Origin of the sequence: Pantoea agglomerans NBRC 102470 (assembly GCF_001598475.1) — a bacterium.
Taxonomy (GTDB): Bacteria; Pseudomonadota; Gammaproteobacteria; order Enterobacterales; family Enterobacteriaceae; genus Pantoea; species Pantoea agglomerans.
Map to the genome: position 1 here is coordinate 97,054 of NZ_BCZA01000006.1, position 20,834 is coordinate 117,887.

The 20,834-nt window shown below is 55.8% G+C and carries 18 protein-coding genes and 1 pseudogene; 7 read left to right on the forward strand and 12 right to left on the reverse strand.

The features are described from left to right. Positions 1–89 precede the first annotated feature (89 nt). Complete coding sequence (gene gabT / locus PAG01S_RS13015) at positions 90–1,376, forward strand: 4-aminobutyrate--2-oxoglutarate transaminase (RefSeq protein WP_062758952.1); 1,287 nt, start codon at positions 90–92, stop codon at positions 1,374–1,376. Positions 1,377–1,452: 76 nt separating this feature from the next. After that, the gene (gene gabP / locus PAG01S_RS13020) at positions 1,453–2,868 is read left to right on the forward strand and encodes a GABA permease (RefSeq protein ID WP_062758954.1); all 1,416 of its coding nucleotides are present in this window, start codon (positions 1,453–1,455) and stop codon (positions 2,866–2,868) included. A gap of 318 nt (positions 2,869–3,186) precedes the next feature. Here the strand turns inward: gabP and PAG01S_RS13025 are convergent, their stop codons facing one another. From PAG01S_RS13025 to PAG01S_RS13035, 3 genes are all read right to left on the reverse strand, one after another. Continuing rightward, positions 3,187–3,489, reverse strand: a complete 303-nt coding sequence (locus tag PAG01S_RS13025) for a YmdA family protein (protein ID WP_062758956.1) — start codon at positions 3,487–3,489, stop codon at positions 3,187–3,189. A gap of 486 nt (positions 3,490–3,975) precedes the next feature. Beyond that, positions 3,976–4,395, reverse strand: a complete 420-nt coding sequence (locus PAG01S_RS13030; RefSeq protein WP_062758957.1) for a bleomycin resistance protein — start codon at positions 4,393–4,395, stop codon at positions 3,976–3,978. A gap of 38 nt (positions 4,396–4,433) precedes the next feature. After that, positions 4,434–5,315 (reverse strand): LysR family transcriptional regulator, encoded by an 882-nt coding sequence (locus tag PAG01S_RS13035; protein WP_062758959.1) that lies wholly within the window; start codon positions 5,313–5,315, stop codon positions 4,434–4,436. 146 nt (positions 5,316–5,461) lie between these two features. On the opposite strand from PAG01S_RS13035, the gene PAG01S_RS13040 reads away from it, so the two are divergent. After that, complete coding sequence (locus tag PAG01S_RS13040; RefSeq protein ID WP_022624526.1) at positions 5,462–6,313, forward strand: Vmh family MBL fold metallo-hydrolase; 852 nt, start codon at positions 5,462–5,464, stop codon at positions 6,311–6,313. A 90-nt stretch (positions 6,314–6,403) separates the two neighbouring features. On the opposite strand, the gene PAG01S_RS13045 is transcribed toward PAG01S_RS13040, so the two are convergent. The 3 genes and pseudogenes from PAG01S_RS13045 to PAG01S_RS13050 form a co-directional block, all read right to left on the reverse strand. Then, positions 6,404–7,075, reverse strand: a complete 672-nt coding sequence (locus tag PAG01S_RS13045) for a hypothetical protein (RefSeq protein WP_022624527.1) — start codon at positions 7,073–7,075, stop codon at positions 6,404–6,406. Positions 7,076–7,289: 214 nt separating this feature from the next. After that, a pseudogene (locus PAG01S_RS22635) lies at positions 7,290–7,385 on the reverse strand (helix-turn-helix domain-containing protein); the annotation flags it as partial. Further along, positions 7,363–8,274 carry a LysR family transcriptional regulator gene (locus PAG01S_RS13050; protein ID WP_062758961.1) on the reverse strand — a complete coding sequence of 304 codons (912 nt, stop codon included), beginning with the start codon at positions 8,272–8,274 and terminating at the stop codon, positions 7,363–7,365. The gene PAG01S_RS13050 and the pseudogene PAG01S_RS22635, both read right to left, overlap by 23 nt. 97 nt (positions 8,275–8,371) lie before the next feature. Here PAG01S_RS13050 and PAG01S_RS13055 point away from each other — a divergent pair, with 97 nt between their 5' ends. Then, positions 8,372–9,430: an SDR family oxidoreductase gene (locus PAG01S_RS13055; RefSeq protein ID WP_010670548.1), complete on the forward strand. Its 1,059-nt coding sequence runs from the start codon at positions 8,372–8,374 to the stop codon at positions 9,428–9,430. A gap of 58 nt (positions 9,431–9,488) precedes the next feature. Here PAG01S_RS13055 and rluF read toward each other — a convergent pair whose 3' ends face one another. Together rluF and PAG01S_RS13065 are read right to left on the reverse strand one after the other, a co-directional pair. After that, complete coding sequence (rluF, locus tag PAG01S_RS13060) at positions 9,489–10,367, reverse strand: 23S rRNA pseudouridine(2604) synthase RluF (RefSeq protein ID WP_022624530.1); 879 nt, start codon at positions 10,365–10,367, stop codon at positions 9,489–9,491. Positions 10,368–10,470: 103 nt separating this feature from the next. Next, positions 10,471–10,941 (reverse strand): GNAT family N-acetyltransferase, encoded by a 471-nt coding sequence (locus tag PAG01S_RS13065; protein ID WP_010670550.1) that lies wholly within the window; start codon positions 10,939–10,941, stop codon positions 10,471–10,473. 311 nt (positions 10,942–11,252) lie between these two features. On the opposite strand from PAG01S_RS13065, the gene sfnG reads away from it, so the two are divergent. After that, positions 11,253–12,338, forward strand: a complete 1,086-nt coding sequence (gene sfnG / locus PAG01S_RS13070; RefSeq protein ID WP_062758963.1) for a dimethylsulfone monooxygenase SfnG — start codon at positions 11,253–11,255, stop codon at positions 12,336–12,338. Between the two features lie 145 nt (positions 12,339–12,483). Here the strand turns inward: sfnG and PAG01S_RS13075 are convergent, their stop codons facing one another. Then, positions 12,484–14,457: an autotransporter outer membrane beta-barrel domain-containing protein gene (locus PAG01S_RS13075; protein ID WP_062758964.1), complete on the reverse strand. Its 1,974-nt coding sequence runs from the start codon at positions 14,455–14,457 to the stop codon at positions 12,484–12,486. 204 nt (positions 14,458–14,661) lie between these two features. Next, a complete protein-coding gene (locus tag PAG01S_RS13080) occupies positions 14,662–15,552 on the reverse strand; it encodes a MurR/RpiR family transcriptional regulator (RefSeq protein ID WP_062758966.1) in 891 nt (296 codons plus the stop codon). A 459-nt stretch (positions 15,553–16,011) separates the two neighbouring features. Here PAG01S_RS13080 and PAG01S_RS13090 point away from each other — a divergent pair, with 459 nt between their 5' ends. Both PAG01S_RS13090 and PAG01S_RS13095 read left to right on the forward strand, forming a co-directional pair. Further along, a complete protein-coding gene (locus tag PAG01S_RS13090; RefSeq protein ID WP_062758970.1) occupies positions 16,012–18,132 on the forward strand; it encodes a TonB-dependent siderophore receptor in 2,121 nt (706 codons plus the stop codon). Between the two features lie 22 nt (positions 18,133–18,154). Then, a complete protein-coding gene (locus tag PAG01S_RS13095; protein ID WP_088234225.1) occupies positions 18,155–19,261 on the forward strand; it encodes an ABC transporter substrate-binding protein in 1,107 nt (368 codons plus the stop codon). Here PAG01S_RS13095 and PAG01S_RS13100 read toward each other — a convergent pair. Further along, positions 19,250–20,233, reverse strand: coding sequence for an XdhC family protein (locus PAG01S_RS13100; protein WP_033760766.1), 984 nt, complete (start codon positions 20,231–20,233; stop codon positions 19,250–19,252). The two genes, PAG01S_RS13095 and PAG01S_RS13100, sit on opposite strands and share 12 nt — an antisense overlap. Further along, positions 20,230–20,796 carry a nucleotidyltransferase family protein gene (locus PAG01S_RS13105; protein ID WP_033768802.1) on the reverse strand — a complete coding sequence of 189 codons (567 nt, stop codon included), beginning with the start codon at positions 20,794–20,796 and terminating at the stop codon, positions 20,230–20,232. Before PAG01S_RS13105 ends, PAG01S_RS13100 begins: the two co-directional genes overlap by 4 nt. Positions 20,797–20,834 lie beyond the last annotated feature (38 nt).

Consider the following 20,834-nt stretch of genomic DNA (forward strand, 5'->3'; position numbering starts at 1 on the left):
CAATTGGCTCTGGCAACTCACCACGCCTCAGGCATAAATAAACGTGTTTGTCGGAAATTGTAAACACGCATATTAACGAGGTGGAATAAATGAGCGAAAAAAATAACCTGTTGCAGCAGCGCAAAGCACAGGCTCTCCCCAAAGGTATCGGTACGCTGTGCGACTGGTACGTTGCCCGGGCAGAGAACGCCACCTTATGGGATCAGGAGGGTAATAGCTGGATCGACTTCGCGGGCGGCATCGCGGTACTGAACACCGGCCACCGCCATCCACGCATTGAACAGGCGATTGCCGATCAATTAACAAAGTTTACCCATACGGCTTTCCAGATCACCCCTTACGAAAGCTACATCGCACTGGCCGAGCGTATTAATCAGCGGGTTCCCATCGCCGGTGCGGCGAAAACGGCCTTCTTCACCACCGGGGCGGAAGCGGTAGAAAATGCCGTAAAAGTGGCGCGTGCCTATACCCGCCGTCACGGCATCATCACCTTTGGTAACGCATTCCATGGGCGCACCTTTATGACCATGGCAATGACCGGAAAAGTGGCGCCTTACAAGCGGGATTTCGGCCCGATGCCGCCGTCAGTCTTCCATGCACGCTATCCCAGCGCGGTTCAGGGGATCAGCATCGGGGCGGCACTGACCAGCCTTGAAGAAATTTTTACGCAGGACATTGCGCCCCATGACGTCGCCGCGATCGTGCTGGAGCCGGTGCAGGGCGAAGGTGGATTCCATGCGGCACCCGCAGAGTTTATGGTGCAGTTGCGGGAGCTGGCTGACCGTCACGGCATTCTGCTGATTGCGGATGAAGTTCAGAGTGGATTTGCGCGTACCGGCAAGCTGTTTGCCATGGAACACTACCCGGTTAAGGCCGATATCATCACCATGGCGAAAAGCCTGGCAGGCGGGATGCCGCTCTCCGCGGTCGCTGGTCGTGCAGAGGTAATGGATGCACCTGCACCAGGTGGGCTGGGCGGGACCTATGCCGGAAACCCGCTGGCTATCGCCTCGGCCCATGCGGTGCTGGATGTAATTGAAGAGGAGCAGCTCTGCCAGCGCGCCGTTGATCTCGGTGCCCGGCTTGAAGCAGAACTCCAGCAACATCAACACAAACATCCGGACATTGCTGAAGTGCGTGCGCTGGGTTCGATGGTGGCGATGGAGTTCTATCAGGCCAGCACCGCGCAGGCGGTTCAGAAGATGGCGATGGAACAGGGCTTGCTGCTGCTGACCTGCGGAGCCAAAGGCAACGTCATCCGCTTCCTCTACCCGCTCACCATTCCTGATGCGCAGTTCAGCCAGGCGCTGACCATTCTCTCCACGGTGATCGATCACTGTGTCGCACCCGCCGGACATCCCGTCGTCCCGGCCTGATTTCGCTGACGCGTTAACGCAAGTTCATCCCCGTTCGTCCGGCCATCCAGGCCGGACGTCGACAGGAGACGTTTACATGACGATGACTCAGAGTGCGAATGCAGATTCGCTGGCTCAAAACCTGAAACCGCGCCACGTGCGTATGCTCTCAATTGCGGGCGTGATTGGCGCCGGGCTGTTTGTTGGCTCCGGCCATGCTATTTCTGAAGCGGGCCCCGCGGTGTTGATCTCTTATGCCGCTGCCGGTGCGCTGGTGGTCCTGATTATGCGGATGCTGGCCGAGATGGCCGTCGCCTCACCCGATTCAGGCTCGTTCTCAACCTACGCCGATAAAGCGCTGGGACGCTGGGCCGGATTTACCATCGGCTGGCTCTACTGGTGGTTCTGGGTGCTGGTGATCCCGCTGGAAGCCAACGCTGCGGGAACCATTCTTCATGCCTGGTTCCCCGCTGTCGCCATCTGGCAGTTCACGTTTGCTATCACCCTGTTGCTGACCATTACCAATCTGCTCAGCGTAAAAAATTATGGTGAGTTTGAGTTCTGGTTTGCATTGATCAAGGTCGTTGCCATCATCCTGTTCCTGGGCGTGGCAGGTGCGGCAGTGTTTGGTCTGCTGCCTGGCAGCAATACCAGCGGCCTGTCGCATCTCTATGACACTCACGGATTTATGCCGAATGGTATCGGCGCGGTAGTGGCTGCCATCCTGACCACCATGTTCTCTTTTATGGGCACAGAAATTGTCACGATTGCCGCCGCAGAGTCGAAGAATCCCGGCAAGCAGATTACTCAGGCAACTAACTCCGTCATCTGGCGTATTGCGCTGTTCTATCTGCTGTCGATTTTCTTTGTAGTGGCGCTGGTGCCGTGGAATGCGCCAGGACTGGTTGAACAGGGTTCATGGCAGACGGTGTTACAGGCGATGAACATCCCGCACGCCCGGCTGATTGTCGATCTGGTGGTGCTGATGGCGGTGTGCAGTTGTCTTAACTCTGCGCTTTATACCTCTTCACGCATGCTCTACTCCCTGTCACGCCGCAAAGATGCACCGGCGGCTGCCTCACGCACCAATCGCAGCGGCACGCCGTGGATTGCGGTGCTGCTCTCTACCGCGGCTGCATTTCTGGCGGTGATCGCCAATTATCTGGCGCCCAGCGTGGTGTTTGAATTTTTACTGGCCACGTCGGGAGCGATTGCACTGCTGGTCTATCTGGTGATCGCTGCATCCCATCTGGTGCTGCGTAAAAAGCGTGAGAAAGCGGGTGAAGTCCTGAGTTACCGGATGTGGTTATTTCCTGGCCTGACGTGGGTCACTATCCTGTTTATCGTCACGGTGCTGGTAATCATGTTGTTTGATGCGAAACATCAGGCTGAATTACTGGCAACCGGCGGTTTGACACTGCTGATTATTACCACCAGCCTGGTGCTGCGTCGTAAAAAGGAGAAGCGTCAGAATACGAAATATTTTACTCAGCGCTCTTCTGACTCTTACTGATCTTCACGCAAGCTTTTTATAAATTAAACCCACCTTTGACAGCAAAGGTGGTTTTTTTTGCATATCAACAGATGCAACGCGTATTAACCCTCGATTATGCAAGGGATTAATAAGATGCACACATTATCTGCTGATGATGATTACGGTAAACTGAATTCCCCGATGCTGACTTAAAAATTTCAAAAAAGATACTTCACTGGCTCTTAGTGACTTAATGATAAACCCTGTATGAGCTATGGGTTTATATCTTTAGATTCCATATCACCGTTGCTGCTAAGGCATTGCACTGTCGTTCACAATAAAACCTCAAGAGAAGCATTAAAGATAGGTAACGTAAAGTATCCCTTTGCTCTTTTCAGGATTAAACCAGTGCATTTTTACTTCCAGAGGTAACTTGGTCAGCGATTCGGGATTCATCAGGTCAGCAGTAGTGACCACAGCCTTACCACTGGCGGGATCAAAACAGTCAAACACGACAGGATTTTGTCCGACATTCATATTACATGAACCATTAGTAATGGCTCCGCTGAAGGTAATAGTGCCAGAATCTGAATCCGCAATAACCGGTCCGGCCAGGGCAATCAGCAGCGTGCTAATGCCGACAGATAAAAAAGATTTCATTGTGCGTCCTCCTGAGTATGTATCACCTGTTATCGGCTCACATTCCCAAAGATTAAGTGCTGAGTGAACGAATAAATGTAAATGTACGAACGCTTAGCCCAATGAAATCCCTTAAAAACCTTTGTTGAGAATAATCCTAATCCAGCCAGCTAACGAGAGTGTAGACCATCGCTGGATAAATTTTCTTTCTTACATTCATTTTTTTATTATGGCCTTGTAGCAGCAAATCACGGCCGCCTTTTACTTAATGACGCTTTGCAATAGTTAACACGCTTTGCATAGCGCCTTCCGTTAGCGGAAAAGGTCATGATTAATGTGACGGTGGTAAACAGCAGGTAACTCTTCGCGCTTTAGATGACTTTACTACGCTGCTATTAAAGGTTTCCATTTATCATGATTGAACAGTCAATATAAAAATATCCGAAGAGAATGTCTATTTTACTTAAGCCATTCCCCTGCTGATTAATATTGCCAAAAACATTCAGCTTATTCCAGATACTGGCTGAAACGCAGCAGATAACCATCGGGGTCCTGCACCAGAAACTCCCGCTGACAGGCGGTGGTCTCACCGGTGTCATAGTGGTTGTCCCGAAGCGGCCGAAAGAGCGGAACGCCATGCTGCTGCAAACGCGTCAGCACAGCCTGAACATCATCGATTTCAATCTGGAAATTAATACCCCGCCCCAGCGGCCAGCGCAGATCGGCTATGTTCCAGCCCTGCGGATGGAACTGCTCAATCATCAATTGCACCTCTCCATAGCAGAGGTAAGCAAAATCAGGCTGCTGGCGCTGAATTCTCACACTGAAACCCAGCACCACGGTGTAAAAATGCAGCGAAGCGGTAAAGTCAGTGACGGTCAGTTCTGGCACCATAGGGTTCCAGTAAAGGGTTTGATTATCACTCATAGTAAGGTTCCATTTTGATCGGTTACTCGCCCCTCTGATCACCGGTTCTGGATTCTGCTTTGCAGCTCATCCAGCATCAGCCGCAGTGCGGCAGACTGGTGCTCACGCGACAGGTAAAGCCCCCATATGCCAATACGTTGCGGCTCATAATCGGGCAGTAATTTTACCAGCTTCCCTGTTTCCAGTGCATGGCGAGCCTCCTGCTCAGGCACCATCGCTATCCCGCAATGCGCTATCGCCGCGTCACACAACAGTGAAGAGATACCCGCACTGAAATTTCCTCTGACGGCAACCGCGATTTTCTCCCCGCCAGCCGCCGTAAAATGCCAGCTCTGTCCGGCAAAGCGACTGTAGTAGAGGCAGTTATGCTGAGCCAGATCGTCCGGGGTTTCCGGGTTACCCCGCGCCTTAAGATACTCAGGTGAGGCACAGAGTACCGAGTGGCATTCGCCGAGACGGCGCGCGATCGCCCCCGGCTCTGGCGAGTCGGTGATGCGGATAGCGAGATCGATGCGCTCACCAATCAGGCTTACTGGCTGATTGTTAATTTCCAGCTCAATGCGCAGTGCCGGATAACGCGCCAGAAAATCGGGGATCACCGGGCCGACAAGATGAAGAGCCGTAAAGTGGGCGCAGGCGATGCGAAGCGTTCCGGCCGGGACGCCCTGAGTAGTTTCCTGCTGGATCGCCTCTGAGATCAGGGCCAGCTGACGGGTTTTTTGCAGGATCGCCTCTCCGGCAGGCGTAAGGGTCAGCTGGCGCGAAGAGCGATGCAGCAGACGCGTTCCCGCCCACTTTTCCATCTCCTCCAGATAACGGCTGACCATCGGGCGGGAGATCCCCAGCGATCGTGAGGCGGCACTCAGGCTGCCCAGTTCACATATCCGGTTGAAAACGGCTGCCGCCGTGACTCTGTCCATCCACTCCACCTGTTCGGATTATGAAACTCAGCATCTCTGATTGCGGGAATTCTAACAGATAGCCAGATGCGTAGAATAGCGCCACTGATACTGAACATCGCCCGTTACGCCTGCCTGAATCGGGCATTTATCTCTGAGGATCCTCAATGAAAACTAAGCTGTTACCTGTGATGCTGGTGCTGGCCTCGGCCTCCGCCAGCGCAGCCACCCTGCAACTGCAAACCTATAATCCGCAGGAAAAGGGCATCTTTGCCGTCTCCTCAACACTGGTTACCGGGCCAACCGAAGCGATTCTGTTTGATGCCCAGTTCAGCACCCAGGACGGTGAAAAACTGGCAGAGATGATTAAAAAGAGCGGAAAAACGTTAAAGGAAATTGTGATCACTTCTGGCGATCCCGATTTCTACTTTGGTCTGGAGCCAATTGTTAAAGCCTGGCCGGACGTGAAGGTGGTTGCCGCGCCGGCGGTGGTGAAGCATATCCAGCAGACGCATGACGCCAAGCTGAAATACTGGGGTCCACAGATGAAGCAGGGCGCGCCGGATAAGGTGTTTGTGCCTGAAGTGACCCATCAGACCCGCTTTAGCGTCGACGGCGAGGTGCTGGAGCTGCGTCATCCGGAGCAATACGCCGCTTATATCTGGATCCCGTCTGCGAGCACCATTCTGGGCGGTACCGCCCTCTCCTCGGGCATTCATGTCTGGACGGCTGACACTCAGACCGTTCAGAGCCGCGCTGAGTGGCGTCATATCCTGACCGAAATGCAGACGCTGAACGCGAAGAACGTGATTCCGGGTCACTATCTCGGTGCCCGTCCGGCCGGTTCACAGGCGGTGGATTTCACCCTGAATTATCTGAAGAGTTTTGAGGCGGCGCTGGCGCAACATAAAACCTCAGCGCAGGTGATTACCGCCATGAAAGCCGCCTGGCCGAAACTGGCAGAACCGGCTTCACTGGAACTCAGCGCCAAAGTCAATACCGGCGAGATGAAGTGGTAAATCCCGCTGAGAGGTCAGCTGACTACCGGGTTTGCAACGTTTAAGCAGACCCGGCTGAACCCATTGACCTGATCTAAAGATGCCCGGGCGCTATCTTTTCGCCAGATAGCGCCTGTCATCGCGCGCCTGCAACCGCGCCTCCGCTGGTGAGGGGAAGATATAGTGAAACAGATCGCGGTAAAAACTCAGGTGCTTCAGTAATCCTTCCTGTATGGATCTACTGATGTCTTTGATCAGAAATTCCTGGGTGGTGCTGAAGTTAGTCACGCTAAAAAAGGTTTTGTCATAGACGTTGACCACACCTTCCCATTTCATCACCTGCTCTTCCGGGGAAGCCCCTTCTGAGGCGACAAATATCCCTTTATGGGATTTCACACCCTGCTTGCTGACATAGGTAGTTAACGCATCATAGCCGCGCTTGTTACGCCAGCGGCAGAATTCGTAGGGCACATCGTAATGGGGCAGCACAAAGTCCGGACTACGAAAATGTTCATCACCAATTAACCCATCCAGCGTAACCGTGAAATGCAGAAAGTCCTGCAGGAAGTCGAACTGGCGGGTTTTAGTCAGTGTGACATTAATGGTGTAGTGACCTGCATGCACATACCAGTAATTGGTAAAGCCGGTGACCAGAATACAGAACGCCTGCCAGTCACTGAGTCTTCGATCCCCCGCCAGCCCCCTGAAACGGCTGATCATCATCCGTGATTTGGGATGCTGATACGCTTTCAGCAGCGGATCGTTCATACCTTTCAGTAACATCAGGCACACTCCTTGATAGATTGCGCTTATCCTGCCACGCCCTGATCAGGGTGAAAAGTGTCGTTGGTCTGAATGTGACCCCCATTAAAATCTGGCGGGTGGCGTGGAACGGACTATCGGATTGGGGAGAGGGGTTAGCGTTTTAAATTCGTCAGAGAGGGGAAAGCGGAGGCATCGATAATGAAACAGGATGCCAGCCTTACGGGCTGGCCTGTCAGAGCTTGGCGAGCGTCTTCAGCGTTTCTGGGTTCTGCTGCACCATGCGGATCAGTAAAACAGCCTGGGCGTTAGGTCTCGCCCTGCCCTGTTCCCTGCAACCGCACCAGCTCCTGAGTTAACAACGTGACCAGCTTCCGCACTTTATCCGGGATAAAGCGGGCATCGGGGAAAACAGCATAAAGATAACGGTCGGGAAGCCGCCAGTCCGGTAAAACCCGCACCAGTCGGCCGGATGCCAGCGCGTCTGCGCCGATAAGTGTTTGTAACCCACCGATCCCCAGCCCCGCTTCAAGGGCCTGCATCAATGCATCACTGTTGTTAGAGCGAAAAGCACTTTCCACCGGCACAGACACCCTCGTGGTCGCGGACACCAGCTGCAGCGGCGCATCGGGCGATACGCCGCTAAAACGTATGTGGGGATGGTGCTGCAGGTCACTGGGAGTTTGCGGCGTGCCGTTTCGCGCTATCCACTCAGGGGAAGCCACCAGCACGGTTTCAACCGTGGTGAGTGAACGGGCAGCCAGTGTAGCGGGCGGCGATTCGCTGAGGCGGATTGCCACATCAACGCCTTCACCAATGAGATCCGACAGGCGATCCTCCAGCGCAATATTCAGACGCAGCGCGGGATGCGCCTGCTGGAATGCAATCAGATGCGGCATAAGCCGCTGCCCGATGCCGCTCGGCAGTTGCATATAGAGTTTGCCGTGCAGAGGCTGCGATTCAGGCCGTAGTTGCTGCTCCAGCTCTTCCATCGCGCTGAGCAGCTGCCTGACCTGCTGCAGATAATGCTGACCCTGCTCCGTCAGCGTCATTTTGCGTGTGGTGCGGTGCAGCAACACAACCCCCAGCGCCTCTTCAAGCGCGGCAATCTGCTGGCTTACCGCCGACTGCTTCATGCCGTTTTGCCGGGCCGCCGCCGAAAAAGATCCCGCTTCAGCAACCCGGATGAAGGTCTGAATCGCATTCAGTTTGTTCTGCATTTATTGATTTTCCTGATAAGTGACATCCGGTTCAGGGGATTTAATCAGAAATAAACGCAGGTGAGAATGCAGCTTCTCTCTTAACAGGGCAATGATCATGAAAACGACGCAGGATAAGAAGGTTGCGCTGGTGGCGGGTGCCAGCGGGATTGTCGGTCAGCAACTGAGTCAGGCACTGGTAGCAGACCACTGGCAGGTCAAAGCACTGACGCATCGGTCAGACTATGCAGTCAGCGGCACAGAGGTGATTGCGGTTGATCTGCGCGATAGCCAGCAGTGCCAGCAACGGCTGGCATCACTCACCGACGTCACGCATATCTTTTACAGCGCCTGGCTGAACGCTTCTGACTGGGGAACCATGGTCGGGCCGAATCTTGCCATGCTGCAAAATCTGGTTCAGACCATGGAGGATGTCGCACCACTTGAGCATGTCAGCCTGATGCAGGGATACAAGGTGTATGGCGCCCATCTCGGACGCTTTAAAACGCCGGCGCGGGAAAGCGATCCTGGTGTACCGGGTGCTGAGTTTAACGTCGCGCAGCTGAACTGGCTGAGCGCACAACAGCAAGGTAAAGCCTGGCACTGGAGTGCGCTGCGGCCCGGTGTGGTCGGCAGTGACAGGCCGGGCAACAGCATGAACCTGGCGCTGAGCCTGGCGCTGTACGCCTCAATCTGTCGCGCGGCGCGGCTGCCCTTACGCTTTCCCGGTTCGCCGGAAACCTGGCACAGTATGGTCGATTTTACCGATGCCACTCTGCTGGCCGACGCGACGATCTGGGCCGCACGCACTTCTGACGCACGCAATCAGGCCTTTAATATCAATAATGGCGATCTCTGGCGCTGGAGTGAGCTATGGCCGGTCATTGCAGCGTGGTTTGAACTGGAGATCGCGCCGCCGGTTTCGCTGTCGTTCCGGCAACTATTTCAGGATTATCGTGCGCTGTGGCGGGAAATCGCCGCTGCCGACGCGCTGCTCCAGCCCGATATTCTGGCGCTCAGTGATGGTGTCTTCGCTGATTTTGTTTTTGGCTGGGATTACGACATGTTTGGCGACGGCAGCAAGCTGCGGCGGGCGGGATTCCACGGTTATCGCGCAACAGATAAGATGTTCTGCGATCTGTTTGCCCGCTTCCGGGCGGCCCGGATCATTCCGTGATGATCCGTTGAATACCGATGCAGAGAGCAGGAAAGTCGCTCTCTGCATCGGGCCATTATTAGCGCCCTTTCTTCTTACGTCCCGGCTGGACAAAGCGCTTGCGTGAGGCACCGTTAGCATCCGCTTTTTCAGCGGGTTTCGACGCACTCTTCTGCGGTTTTTTAGCGGCGGCCGGTTTCGCCGGAGCTTTAGCTTTCTTCGCTGGTTTATCTTCTGAAGAGGAGTTCTCCAGCAGTTTAAACAGCTCAACGAGTTCGTCGTCAGTGAGATCGCGCCACTCCCCCAGCGGCAATCCCTTGAGATTGACGTTCATGATGCGGGTGCGCTCAAGCTTCGTCACTTCAAAGCCAAAATGCTTACACATACGGCGGATCTGGCGATTCAGCCCCTGGACCAGCGTGATGCGAAAGACAAACGGCGCTTCTTTCTTCACTTTGCACTTTTTGGTCACCGTGCCCAGCATCGGCACGCCTGCGCTCATTCCGGCAATAAACTCATCGGTGATCGGCTTGTCGACCGTAACGACATACTCTTTTTCGTGGTTGTTACCGGCCCGCAGGATCTTGTTGACCAGATCACCGTGGTTGGTAAGGAAAATCAGGCCCTGAGAATCTTTGTCGAGTCGGCCAATCGGGAAGACGCGCTTGCTGTGATTGACGAAATCGCTGATGTTATCGCGCTCGCCCTCTTCCATGGTGGTGATAATCCCCACCGGCTTATTCAGGGCAATCAGCACCAGATCGTCTTCATCGCGCGGCTCGATAAGCTGACCATTGACCTTCACCACATCGCCTGCAAATACCTGCGCGCCTACAGTGGCGCGTTTGCCGTTAATGAAAACGTTGCCCTGCTCGATGTAACGATCGGCGTCACGACGGGAGCAGATGCCGCTCTCGCTGATGTATTTATTAAGACGAGTTGATGAGTCAGTCAGCATGATTCCTCCAAAAAACGCGGACTATACCTTACCGGCGGGGGCTTGCGAAGTCTTTGCACCGGAAACTTTTGCTCTGCTTTGCCAGCCTGACGGCAGCGGGCATTCACAGATCAATCGCCATCTCAGTACAGCGCAAATCGCTGCCCGCCAGCTTTGACGGATAGAAACTTTCGCCCAGCGGCCGGAAGCCATGCTGCTGGTAAAAACCCACGGCGTTCGGCGTCGACGCGAGCGTCAACCGGCGGTAGCCACGCTGCAGCGCCTCCGCTTTGATGGTGTTGATGATTAGGCCCGCCATTCCCTGTCCGGTGAACCCAGGCAGGGTAAAAATGGCTTCCACGCTGGCGGCGGCAAGGTCCAGCGATCCCATAGCAACCGGTACGTCGTCCGGACCATCAATCACGAAGAAGGGATTCATGCGGATCATTGCGGGAAAGCTGGCGGGCATGCGGTCTGGCGTCCAGGCGGCGAGCACGTCGGGTGGATAAGCATGCTGGCAGCCATGACGGATGGCCAGATTTCTGATGTTCCATAAATGGTGCGCCTCTTCGGGCGATGCCTGTCTGACAATCATAGTGCCCTCCGGCTCTGCAACAGAACCGCTACGTTATCACATCGCTTTGCGGCTATCTGCGAATACCGCCGGGTTCAGTGCCCCTGGCCTCGCCGCAGTTACGCGCGGTCATGAAGCGCTGCTGCATCAGCAACCGTGCTGTTTCTTTGTTGCTGCATTTGCAACAGCTCGCTTATGCAAAACTGGATTTTAATCCTTTAACTTCAATTATTTAATCTCTGGCATGGTTACTGCTTGGTCTTTTCTTTTATATCTGAAAGTTTGGAAGATTTAACTGTTCCATTAATCCAGCTATATGCCAGGAGAAAACCATGTCACTGAGCCAACCTTTACAGTTCGCCTACTGGGTGCCGAATGTCTCGGGCGGACTGGTGATCAGTCAGATAGAGCAGCGTACCCGCTGGGATGCCGAATACAACCGCAAACTGGCGCAGATCGCTGAACAGGCGGGTTTTGATTACGCGCTGACGCAGATTCGCTTTACTGCAGGATATGGCGCAGATAATCAGCATGAATCGGTCACATTCTCGCAGGATTTACTTAGTCACACCTCGAAATTAAAAGTGATTGCCGCTCTGCTTCCCGGCCCGTGGAATCCGGTATTGGCGGCAAAGCAGATTGCCACTATCAGCCATCTTTATGGTCCACGCATCGCCGTTAATATTGTCAGCGGCTGGTTCCGGGGCGAGTTCAAGGCAATTGGTGAACCCTGGCTCGATCATGAAGAGCGCTATCTGCGTTCAGAAGAGTTTATTCGCTGCCTGCGCGGCATCTGGCGTGAAGAGAGTTTTAGCTTTGCCGGCGATTTTTATCGCTTCCGCGATTACGTGATGAAACCCAAGCCGTTGTCACCGCTCCCGGAAATTTTCCAGGGTGGCAGTTCACGCGCGGCGCGCGACATGGCCGCCAGGGTGTCAGACTGGTATTTTACCAACGGTAATACCCCGGACGGTGTCCGTCTGCAGGTCGCGGATATCCGTGAAAAAGCCGGACGTCATCAGCATCAGGTCAGAATCGGGCTGAACGGTTTTGTGATTGCCCGCGAGAGCGAACAGCAGGCGCAGGCGGTGCTTCATGAGATCATCAGCAAAGCCAACCCGGATGCGGTAAAAGGCTTTCAGCATGAGGTCAAAAATGCTGGCAGTGCCTCACCCGAAGGAGAGGGGAACTGGGCGAAATCGTCGTTTGAGGATCTGGTGCAGTACAACGACGGCTTTAAAACCAATCTGATTGGCACACCGCAGCAGATTGCTGAACGCATTATCGAACTGAAGCAGGCCGGTGTGGATCTGCTGCTGCTGGCATTTCTGCACTTTCATGAAGAGGTCGAATTCTTTGGCCGCGAAGTGATACCGCGGGTCCGCGAACTGGAGGCGAAGGCTTTGATCGAAGCGTGAAAAAGGTACGCCACAGAAGAGAGTTATACCCGACTGCATCCGGGGTGTGATGAACGCTCAGATCTGCTGCAACGTCGCCCGCCGCTATCATTATGAGAGCGACGGACAACGTCTGCAGGGCTTTTCACTCCGCAAAGCAGATCCGTTAAAAGCGGGCGTTAAGCCCGACGTTCCATGTCACCTGATGCATGTCGCTGTTGCCTGTTACCGCCGAGACGCCCGCAAAGGCATTCACCGAGGTGCCAAGCGGCACGCTCGCACCCACCGCCATATCGATCCAGTTATCATCACTGGAATCGCTGCTGCGGGTAAAGGCGGTGCGGGTCGATTTCAGTCCGGCGGTCACCGCCGAATCGCTGTCACCAAACTGGTGATTGTAGCTGACCTGCGCCCAGGGATTGATCAGCAAATCTTTGCTGTCGATACGCCAGCCCACTGCGCCGATTTGAGAGTGCAGCGTCTGGTCGCCAAAGCGCATTGAGGTGCTGCTGTTGCCTTCCTCTTTATAGCCATCGACCTGGGTGTAGTCGAGCGCATAGCTGGCCACCGGGCCAGTAGAAACATAGCTACCCAGCGGCAAATCCCAGCCGGTCTGCAGCCGCATTCCCAGCACCTTACCATTGCTGTTGCCCTTTTCCGTGCGGGTCGCCGGTCCCAGCCTGATCTGACGCTCAATATCATCAAAGTCGAGATCGGCATAATGGGCGTCCGCATTAATCCATCCCCGATCGAGATAATTCAACTGACTCCAGAGTGCCACCAGATTGCCGCGTAAACGGTAATCAAAGCGCGACGAGGGATCCTGACGTTGCGAGGTCGTAGAGAGCATGGCACCGGCCTGCCAGTGATCGGTCAGCTGATAGCCCACACCCACGGTGCCGCTGGCGCTGGTCGCATCGCCATCCTGCAGGCTGTCGCCGCGGAAATCACGCTGCTGCCCGGCATAACCGCCGAAAACAGTAAACTCGCCAGCACTGGCGGGCTGCTGACGCTGCTGCTGCAGATGTCCATCCAGCGTATTGCGCGCATCGCCCACCAGCATCGACGGCGCCTGACTCAGTGCAGCTACCTGCAGCGGCGCATTCAGCACCGACTGAATGTAATCGGCGATCAGCGCATGGACCGCCGGGCTGGGATGCAGTCTGTCTGCAAACAGATACTGCTGTGACTGCGAAAATCCTGTCGTCGAGGAGGTGCAGTCCATCGCCGAGACACCTGGCGGACAGGCCATTCCGGCCGTATTCGTGAGTCCATACAGGCCCGGATTATCGATCACCTCATTAAACAGGCCATTGATATCCACTCGTGCGATGTTCCCGCGTGCGGTCACCAGCCCCTGCTCTTCAGCCTGGTTGTAACGGTCGGTGAGGGCCGCCGCCTCCTGACTCAGTAACTGCCAGGCGGCAATCAGCTGCTGTGCAATGGCATCCCGGATCAGCGGAATTGAAGAGATTTGTCCGGCCGCCTCGCCAAGCGCGGTTTCAATCGCCTGCTCTCTTGCGGCACGGTCAGGCGTAGTGGTAGTGCTCAGCGACTGAAACAGCGCCGCCGTGGCAGGTTGTGCCGAGGGGCCAAGCACCTGCAGAATCGCCTGCAGCAGGGCGGGCGTTGCCCCTACATTGGGTACCGTCGGTACAATCACCGTTCCGGCTCCGGCATCCAGCAACCGGCTGACCTGTGAGGCCGCTGCACTGGCGCTGTTATCCACTATCTGCCGGGCAGCGAGGGGGGCAAGAGCCGCCGCCGCTAAATCATTGCCGCCAATCCAGTGAATATAGAGACCATCCGAATCAGCCCGCCCGCCTCGCGCCGCAAGGTAGCTATCAAGCTGATCCTGAGTGTTAAACAGGGGATTAATCGCAGGTACCGCAACTGCGCCACCTTCGGCATAGTTGCTTCCGCCCTGCGATGAAGGGCGCAGGTTATCACCCAGCGACTGCGCTACGATCTCGTCATAGAGCGGATGGGTCGCGCCATCATAGGTAAAGCGCCCGACGTTCCCGCCATCACTCAGGCTATCGCCAAAGACGGTGAGGTCGCTCCAGGCCATCGCAGGGAGCGGCGACAGCAGGCTCAGGGTGGCACAGCAGAAAAGGTATTGCGCGTGAAGGGGTTTCATCAGCAGCTCCGCACAAATCAAATGAAAGTCAGTATGAGTAAGAACCGCACCGGCTGGCGCAGCAAGCTGTAAGCGTAGACGGCTGAGGAAAGGGGTGGCAGAAAATACGGGATCGCGCTCGCAAAGCGGAGAAATTTGACTTAAAGATCAGCCGTGCTGGTTCAGGTGAAATACCGGGAACCCACCACGGCGTCGTTACACTGGCTACTTTTTGCTGGCGGGCTTCAGCCCGCGATTAAGATCCTGTAACCGTTTCATCGTCTTAACGGTACGCTGTGGCAGCGTTGAGGCAACGGACAGGATCAGCATCTCCAGACAGACCATAATCGTGCCGTGCAGGGGAATGCGTCCCTTCTCGCCGCCGCGCGGCACATTGATTACGACATCCGCCTTGCGGGCGAAAAAGGAGTCGGTGGCGTTGGTCAGCAAAATAATCGGAATATCCAGCCGCTTCGCTTCACGCACCACGGTTGTCCCTTCCCGGTGCGCCGACTGTTGCGCCATCATGATCAGCACGTCGCCACGCTGTAGCGCCAGCATCTGCTCTGCCAGCGCAATTCCTGCACGGTTAAGGGAAAAGGCGGGCAGACCGATACGGTTGAGCAGCCGCACGCTGTAGTCCGCCAGAATACCTGAGGCGTTGATGCCAAAAATAGCGACCTGCCGCGCTTCGCCCAGCAGCGCCACGCTATCCGCTACCGCCACCCGATTCTGCGGCTGCGACAGCACATCACAGGCGTGACGGTGGCCCTCCAGCACAAAGTCGATGGCGCTGTTCACATCACTGGTCACCTCACTGACGGTGGTAATCATCTTATCTTCAGAGGTCAGCGAAGGACCAAACCAGGCCTTTAGTGTCTGTTTGAGGTCGCGCAGCCCGCTAAAGCCCAGCGCCTGAATCGCGCGGATTACAGTGGCATCAGAGGTGTGATTCGTCACAGCGATCTCCATCGCGGTGCTCTCCAGCACCGTTTCCCGCTGTTGATCGATATAGCGCGCCACCGCCAGCAGGCGGGGTGAAAGCTGCTTTTCACGGGCGCGAAGACGTTCTGCCACCACATCCACTCTGTTTTTAACGGGCCTGCTCTGTTTCATGCTGCACCTGCAACTAGGGTTAAATGTGTGAAAGACTCATTGCTAGTCTGGCTAAATGGAGAGTTCAAGGGCCGGGAGATGTAGTAAAAACGTCATGCTGTTTTATATTTCACCTGAAGAAGATGTGGATTTAACCAAACCCCTCACCTTCATATAAAAATATATTCATTATTTTCAATATGATAAAAATTGCAGCCAATCTTTTTGCAGCGATAAACGATACGGCAAAAATGTAGTCAATTCTATTCAATTTATGTTTACTACTACAATAGCGGATGTTTGAATGATTCTCAATTACAGATGAGAAAGGTTGTCGTCCGGCCGGAATAATGACCTTGAAGGCCTGATACTGATCTCCTCTGTTTAAACGCTGCATATTGCAGAACACCTCCAGGGTAGACCTGCAAGACAGACAGATTGTCAGTCGTCAGGTCCTTTGCTTCAGATACGAAAAGAAAAATGAAAAACAAAGACTCACGATATCCGGCCCGGCACCCCGCTCTGGTCGTGGCGATCTGCAGCAGCATTATGCTGCCACAGGTCAATGCAGCAACCGACAGCGCCCCGGATATGACCGTGACCGCGGATGCCAGTTCAGAGGGAAATTACAGCGCCACTCAGAGTAGCGTCGCCAGTAAAATGCCGACCGCGCGGATCGATGAGGCGCAGTCGGTCAGCGTGGTCACGCAGCAGCAACTGGACGATTACCAGGCAAGCTCACTGGCAGATGCGATGCGCTTTGTCAGCGGTGTGACCGAAGCGAACACGCTGGCTGGCACCGAAGATGGCTTTGTACGACGCGGATTTGGCAGCAACGCCGATGGCTCCATCTACCGGGATGGCATTCGCAGCAGTCAGGGATTGAATTTCGATGCCACGACCGAGCGGGTTGAGGTGCTGAAAGGCTCCTCCTCGCTGCTGTATGGCATTCAGAATCCGGGTGGCATTATCAATGTAGTCAGCAAAAAACCGCAATACAGCTGGCACTCCAGCGTCAGCGGACGTTACGCCAGTGAAGGTGGCGGTGCGGGCACCCTGGATGTCACCGGTCCGCTGGGCAACGGCTTCGCCTTCCGCCTGATCGCCGAAAAGCAAAATCAGGATTACTGGCGCAACTTTGGCAGTGAAGAGCACACACTGCTGGCACCCTCTCTGCAATGGTATGGCGAGCAGGCAAGTTTTCTGATCAGCTATGCCGACTACCGCTATGACATTCCCTACGATCGCGGCACGGCCTTTATCGACGGCAAGCCGATCGACATCGGTTATAAAGATCGGCTGGATGACAAAGCCAATCACGCCTGGGGCCATAACAAAACCCTGAATGCTCATTATGACTGGCAGTTTAATGATGAGTGGCGCACCCGGTTAACCCTGGGCTGGAACCAGCGGCGCTATGACAACAATGAAGTGCGCGTGACGGCGGTGAACGCCAGCAGCGGCGTGGTCACACGTCGCGCCGATGCCAATCGCGGGTTTAACCACAAAACCAAATATCTGAGCTGGGATCTGCTGGGTAATCCCGAAATTCTGGGTATGCAGCACGCGCTGGTGGTGGGCACCGACTATGAGATGAACCAGACTTATCGTGCCCATCAGTATCAGGGCAAGGTCAACCGCCAGTTCAACTATTTCACGCCTGAATATGACTTGCTGTCACCGGTCACGGACGCCAGCACGGAAAATAGCGCAGCAGCCAATAACCTGAACCGCATTCATAGCCGATCGCTCTACGCCAAAGACAGTATTTCTGTGTCACCCGACTGGATTGTGGTGCTGGGCGGTCGTTATCAGCATTATGAACAGCGCGCCTCGCGCGGCTTTAATCCGCAGGTGGAAACCCTGAATGATGAGGGTAATAAGTTTCTGCCGCAGGCGGGGGTGATCTACAAATTCACACCTGATCTCTCTTTCTACACCAGCGTCAGTAAGTCGTTCACCCCGTCAACCGACGTGGATGATGATGGCAATGTCGGCAAACCGGAACAGGGCACCAGCTGGGAAGTTGGCAGTAAATGGCAACTCTCGCCGAAACTGTTCGCCACCGTCGCGCTCTATCGGATAGACGAAAAAGCGATGTCGCTGAATATTAATGGCAGCACGCGGGCCATTGATAAAGCCCGATCGACCGGCGCTGAGTTTGAGCTGAACGGCGAAATTTCACCCGGCTGGGATTTGAGTGCGAACTACAGCTATGATCAGGCAGAGATCGTAAATGACCGGGTTAATCCGGATAACAATGGTAATCGGCTGCAGAATGCGCCGCGCCATGCCGGTGCGCTCTATCTCAGTCATGAGATGCAGATCAGCAGCCTGCCCGGCTCGTTCCGGCTCGGCGGAGGCGCACGCTATGTCGGCAGCCGTGCGGGCGATCCCGATAACAGTTTCACCCTGCCCGACTATGTGGTGGCAGACAGTTTTGTGGCATGGAACAACCGCCTGTTCGGTGAAAAAACGCAGCTGCGTCTGAACATCAATAACCTGTTTAACCAGCACTATTACAGTTCAAGCGGCGGCAACCTGCGCGTCCGTGAAGGTGAAACCCGCAATCTGATGGTACAGGCCCGTGTTGAATTTTAAATCGCTGCGCTGTGCGTTATTAATGCTGAGCGTGATACTGGTCAGCGCTGGCGCACACGCCCGCACGCTGACCGACATCACCGGCCGTAAGGTAGAGATACCCGACCATCCGCAGCGTATTGTGCTGGGTGAAAGCCGGATGCTCTACAGCGTCGCGCTGCTGACACCCGGCAATCCGCTGCAGCATATCGCTGGCTGGCCACAGGATCTGAAAAAGTATGATCCCCAGACCTGGCAGATTTTTGCCAGTAAGTTTCCGCAGATGGAGGAAATTCCGGTACTGGGTCTGGATGGCGTCAATGACATGAATCCCGAACAGGTGATCGCACTGAAACCGGACCTGGTGATCCTGCCGCAGCTGGCGCGCGGCAGTGAAAGCGGAGCAGTGCTGGAGAAGATGCTCAGCGCGGCGCATATCCCGGTGGTGAAGATCGATCTGCGGGTTGAGCTGCTGAAAAATACCGAGCGCAGCATGACCCTGCTGGGCGAGGTGCTGAATCAGCCCCAGCGGGCTGCTGACTTCAATCGCTTTTACCGCAGCCACATGCAGCGCATTGAGAGCCGACTGGCGGGCTATCACGGTGCTAAACCTAAAGTTCTTTTGCAGCTGCATCTCGGGCGGCGCAGTGAATGCTGCGTGACGTCGGTGAATGGCAACCTGGGTGAGCTGCTGCGCTTTGCCGGGGGCGACAACATTGCCAGTCAGCAGATCAAAGGCGTGTTCGGACGGCTGAGTGAGGAGAGTGTGATTGCGGCACAGCCCGACTTTTACTTCGCCACCGGCACCGGCAGCGCCGATGAAGCGGGAGCCTTAAAACTCGGCCCCGCCGTCACAACAGCGCAGACCCGGCAGAGCCTGCTGGCGCTGACCGGTCAGCAGAATGCGCTGAAGCAGCTGACGGCATTGCGGGACGGTCATGCCGGGGCAATCTGGCACAACTTTTACCTCAGTCCGTGGCACGTGGTAGCGACAGAATTCTTCGCCACCACGCTCTATCCGCAACTGTTCCGCGATGTCGATCCTGAACAGACATTGCGGCAGCTGTTCCATGATTTCCTGCCGATCCCCTATTCGGGCAGCTACCTCTACCGGCTCGCACCGGAGGCGACGTCGGACTCAGGCGGCTGACAGCCCGCGATTTTTCACCCGGACGATATCGGCCATCACCGACAGCGCAATCTCCGCCGGGGTTTTGCTGCCGATAGGCAGGCCGATGGGCGCATGGATGCGGTCCAGTTCGGCACGATCCATGCCGGCGATCTGTTGCAGTCGCGCCCGTCGTTTCTCGCTATTTTTCGCCGAGCCCATGATGCCGATATAGAACGCGGGTGTCGCGATCGCCTCCATCATCGTCAGGTCATCAATGCGGGGATCGTGGGTCAGTGCCACAATCGCCACCGCTGCATGCGCGCCGTTCAGCTCCAGCCAGCGCGCCGGATGCTGTGACACCAGCGTCACGTTGTCCGCAGCGCTGAAGTGGCTCTCCAGCTCCGTCAGCATCTCCGGTCGGTGCTCACAGACCCGCACGTGAAATCCCAGCATCTGCCCGAGCCGGATGCACTCATATGCCACAGTCGAGTAGCCCGCGATCAGCAGTTCCGGTATCGCACCAACCGGCAGTAACATCTGCTGTTCACTGGCATCCAGCGCAGGCAACACCCTGTCAGGGGCGAGCACTTCCCACTGCGCACGTTCGCCGGGTCGTATCATTTTCACCATCGGCTGCTGTCCGCTCAGCGCGCGCTGCATGGCCGTCAGCAGCGCCAGCGTGGCATCATCGGGCGGCAGAAACTCGATGACGATCTCCAGGCTGCCGCCGCACGGCAGGCTGACGTCAGGACGCATTCCGCCTTCACCGTACCGCACCCGCTGACTGCTGGCGCGATAGGCTCCTGCCGCCAGTTGCGCCAGAAAGTCCTCTTCAATGCAGCCGCCCGACAGCGATCCGCAGTAAGCACCGGTTTCGTTGACCGTCATCAGGGTGCCAGGCGCGCGCGGCGAAGATCCATAGGTGCGCAGCACCGTGCAGAGCCAGACCTGCTGACCCGCCTGGCAGCTGCTCAGTGCCGCATTAATCACACGTTGATCCAGCGTAATCATGAAAATTCCTTTATTAACTGCAGATCAGCAGGGAGATCGATATCACACAAACAGCCGCGATCCTGAAGCGGCAGCCGGACGGCGAGTGACTTCACCGCCGCCTGCGGCCCGGCATCGCCCTGTAGCGTGCTCAGCATCGGATAGCAGGGGTGCTGAAAGCCAACCGGATGGCCCGGCCTGCCGTCAATCCACGGCCTGACGATCGGCGCGTCCGCCAGCGCGGCGCTGACGGCGCGGTAACTTTCAGGCGTGACAAACGGCATATCGCCCAGCGCAATCAGCCAGCCGTCATAGTCACGGCTGGCTTTGACACCTGCGGCGATTGATTCGCCCAGCCCGCCGCTGTCACACAGCACCAGGGTAGCCTGCGAGCAGAGCGCCTTAAGCGCAGCGGCGTCCGGGCGCGTGACCACAAACAGGTCAAGACCACTGGCAGCGGCCTGCTCCAGCGTGCGTTGCAGCACCGGTTTGCCATTCAGATCGGCCAGCAGCTTATGCTCACCCGCCTGCTGGCGAAAACGGCGACTCAGCCCGGCGGCCAGCACAATCAACGCTATCTTCACTCTTTCTCTCCGCTAAGCGTGAAAAACGGGCGCAGGTT

Excerpts from the sequence above, each read along its gene's own strand:
- gabP (WP_062758954.1), top strand. The coding sequence starts at position 1,453 with ATGACGATGACTCAGAGTGCGAATGCAGATTCGCTGGCTCAAAACCTG.
- PAG01S_RS13080 (WP_062758966.1), bottom strand. The coding sequence starts at position 15,552 with ATGAAACAGAGCAGGCCCGTTAAAAACAGAGTGGATGTGGTGGCAGAA.
- PAG01S_RS13100 (WP_033760766.1), bottom strand. The coding sequence starts at position 20,233 with ATGATTACGCTGGATCAACGTGTGATTAATGCGGCACTGAGCAGCTGC.
- PAG01S_RS13090 (WP_062758970.1), top strand. The coding sequence starts at position 16,012 with ATGAAAAACAAAGACTCACGATATCCGGCCCGGCACCCCGCTCTGGTC.
- sfnG (WP_062758963.1), top strand. The coding sequence starts at position 11,253 with ATGTCACTGAGCCAACCTTTACAGTTCGCCTACTGGGTGCCGAATGTC.
- rluF (WP_022624530.1), bottom strand. The coding sequence starts at position 10,367 with ATGCTGACTGACTCATCAACTCGTCTTAATAAATACATCAGCGAGAGC.
- PAG01S_RS13075 (WP_062758964.1), bottom strand. The coding sequence starts at position 14,457 with ATGAAACCCCTTCACGCGCAATACCTTTTCTGCTGTGCCACCCTGAGC.
- PAG01S_RS13045 (WP_022624527.1), bottom strand. The coding sequence starts at position 7,075 with ATGTTACTGAAAGGTATGAACGATCCGCTGCTGAAAGCGTATCAGCAT.
- PAG01S_RS13030 (WP_062758957.1), bottom strand. The coding sequence starts at position 4,395 with ATGAGTGATAATCAAACCCTTTACTGGAACCCTATGGTGCCAGAACTG.
- PAG01S_RS13095 (WP_088234225.1), top strand. The coding sequence starts at position 18,155 with ATGCTGAGCGTGATACTGGTCAGCGCTGGCGCACACGCCCGCACGCTG.
- PAG01S_RS13035 (WP_062758959.1), bottom strand. The coding sequence starts at position 5,315 with ATGGACAGAGTCACGGCGGCAGCCGTTTTCAACCGGATATGTGAACTG.
- PAG01S_RS13055 (WP_010670548.1), top strand. The coding sequence starts at position 8,372 with ATGAAAACGACGCAGGATAAGAAGGTTGCGCTGGTGGCGGGTGCCAGC.
- PAG01S_RS13040 (WP_022624526.1), top strand. The coding sequence starts at position 5,462 with ATGAAAACTAAGCTGTTACCTGTGATGCTGGTGCTGGCCTCGGCCTCC.
- PAG01S_RS13025 (WP_062758956.1), bottom strand. The coding sequence starts at position 3,489 with ATGAAATCTTTTTTATCTGTCGGCATTAGCACGCTGCTGATTGCCCTG.
- gabT (WP_062758952.1), top strand. The coding sequence starts at position 90 with ATGAGCGAAAAAAATAACCTGTTGCAGCAGCGCAAAGCACAGGCTCTC.
- PAG01S_RS13050 (WP_062758961.1), bottom strand. The coding sequence starts at position 8,274 with ATGCAGAACAAACTGAATGCGATTCAGACCTTCATCCGGGTTGCTGAA.
- PAG01S_RS13065 (WP_010670550.1), bottom strand. The coding sequence starts at position 10,941 with ATGATTGTCAGACAGGCATCGCCCGAAGAGGCGCACCATTTATGGAAC.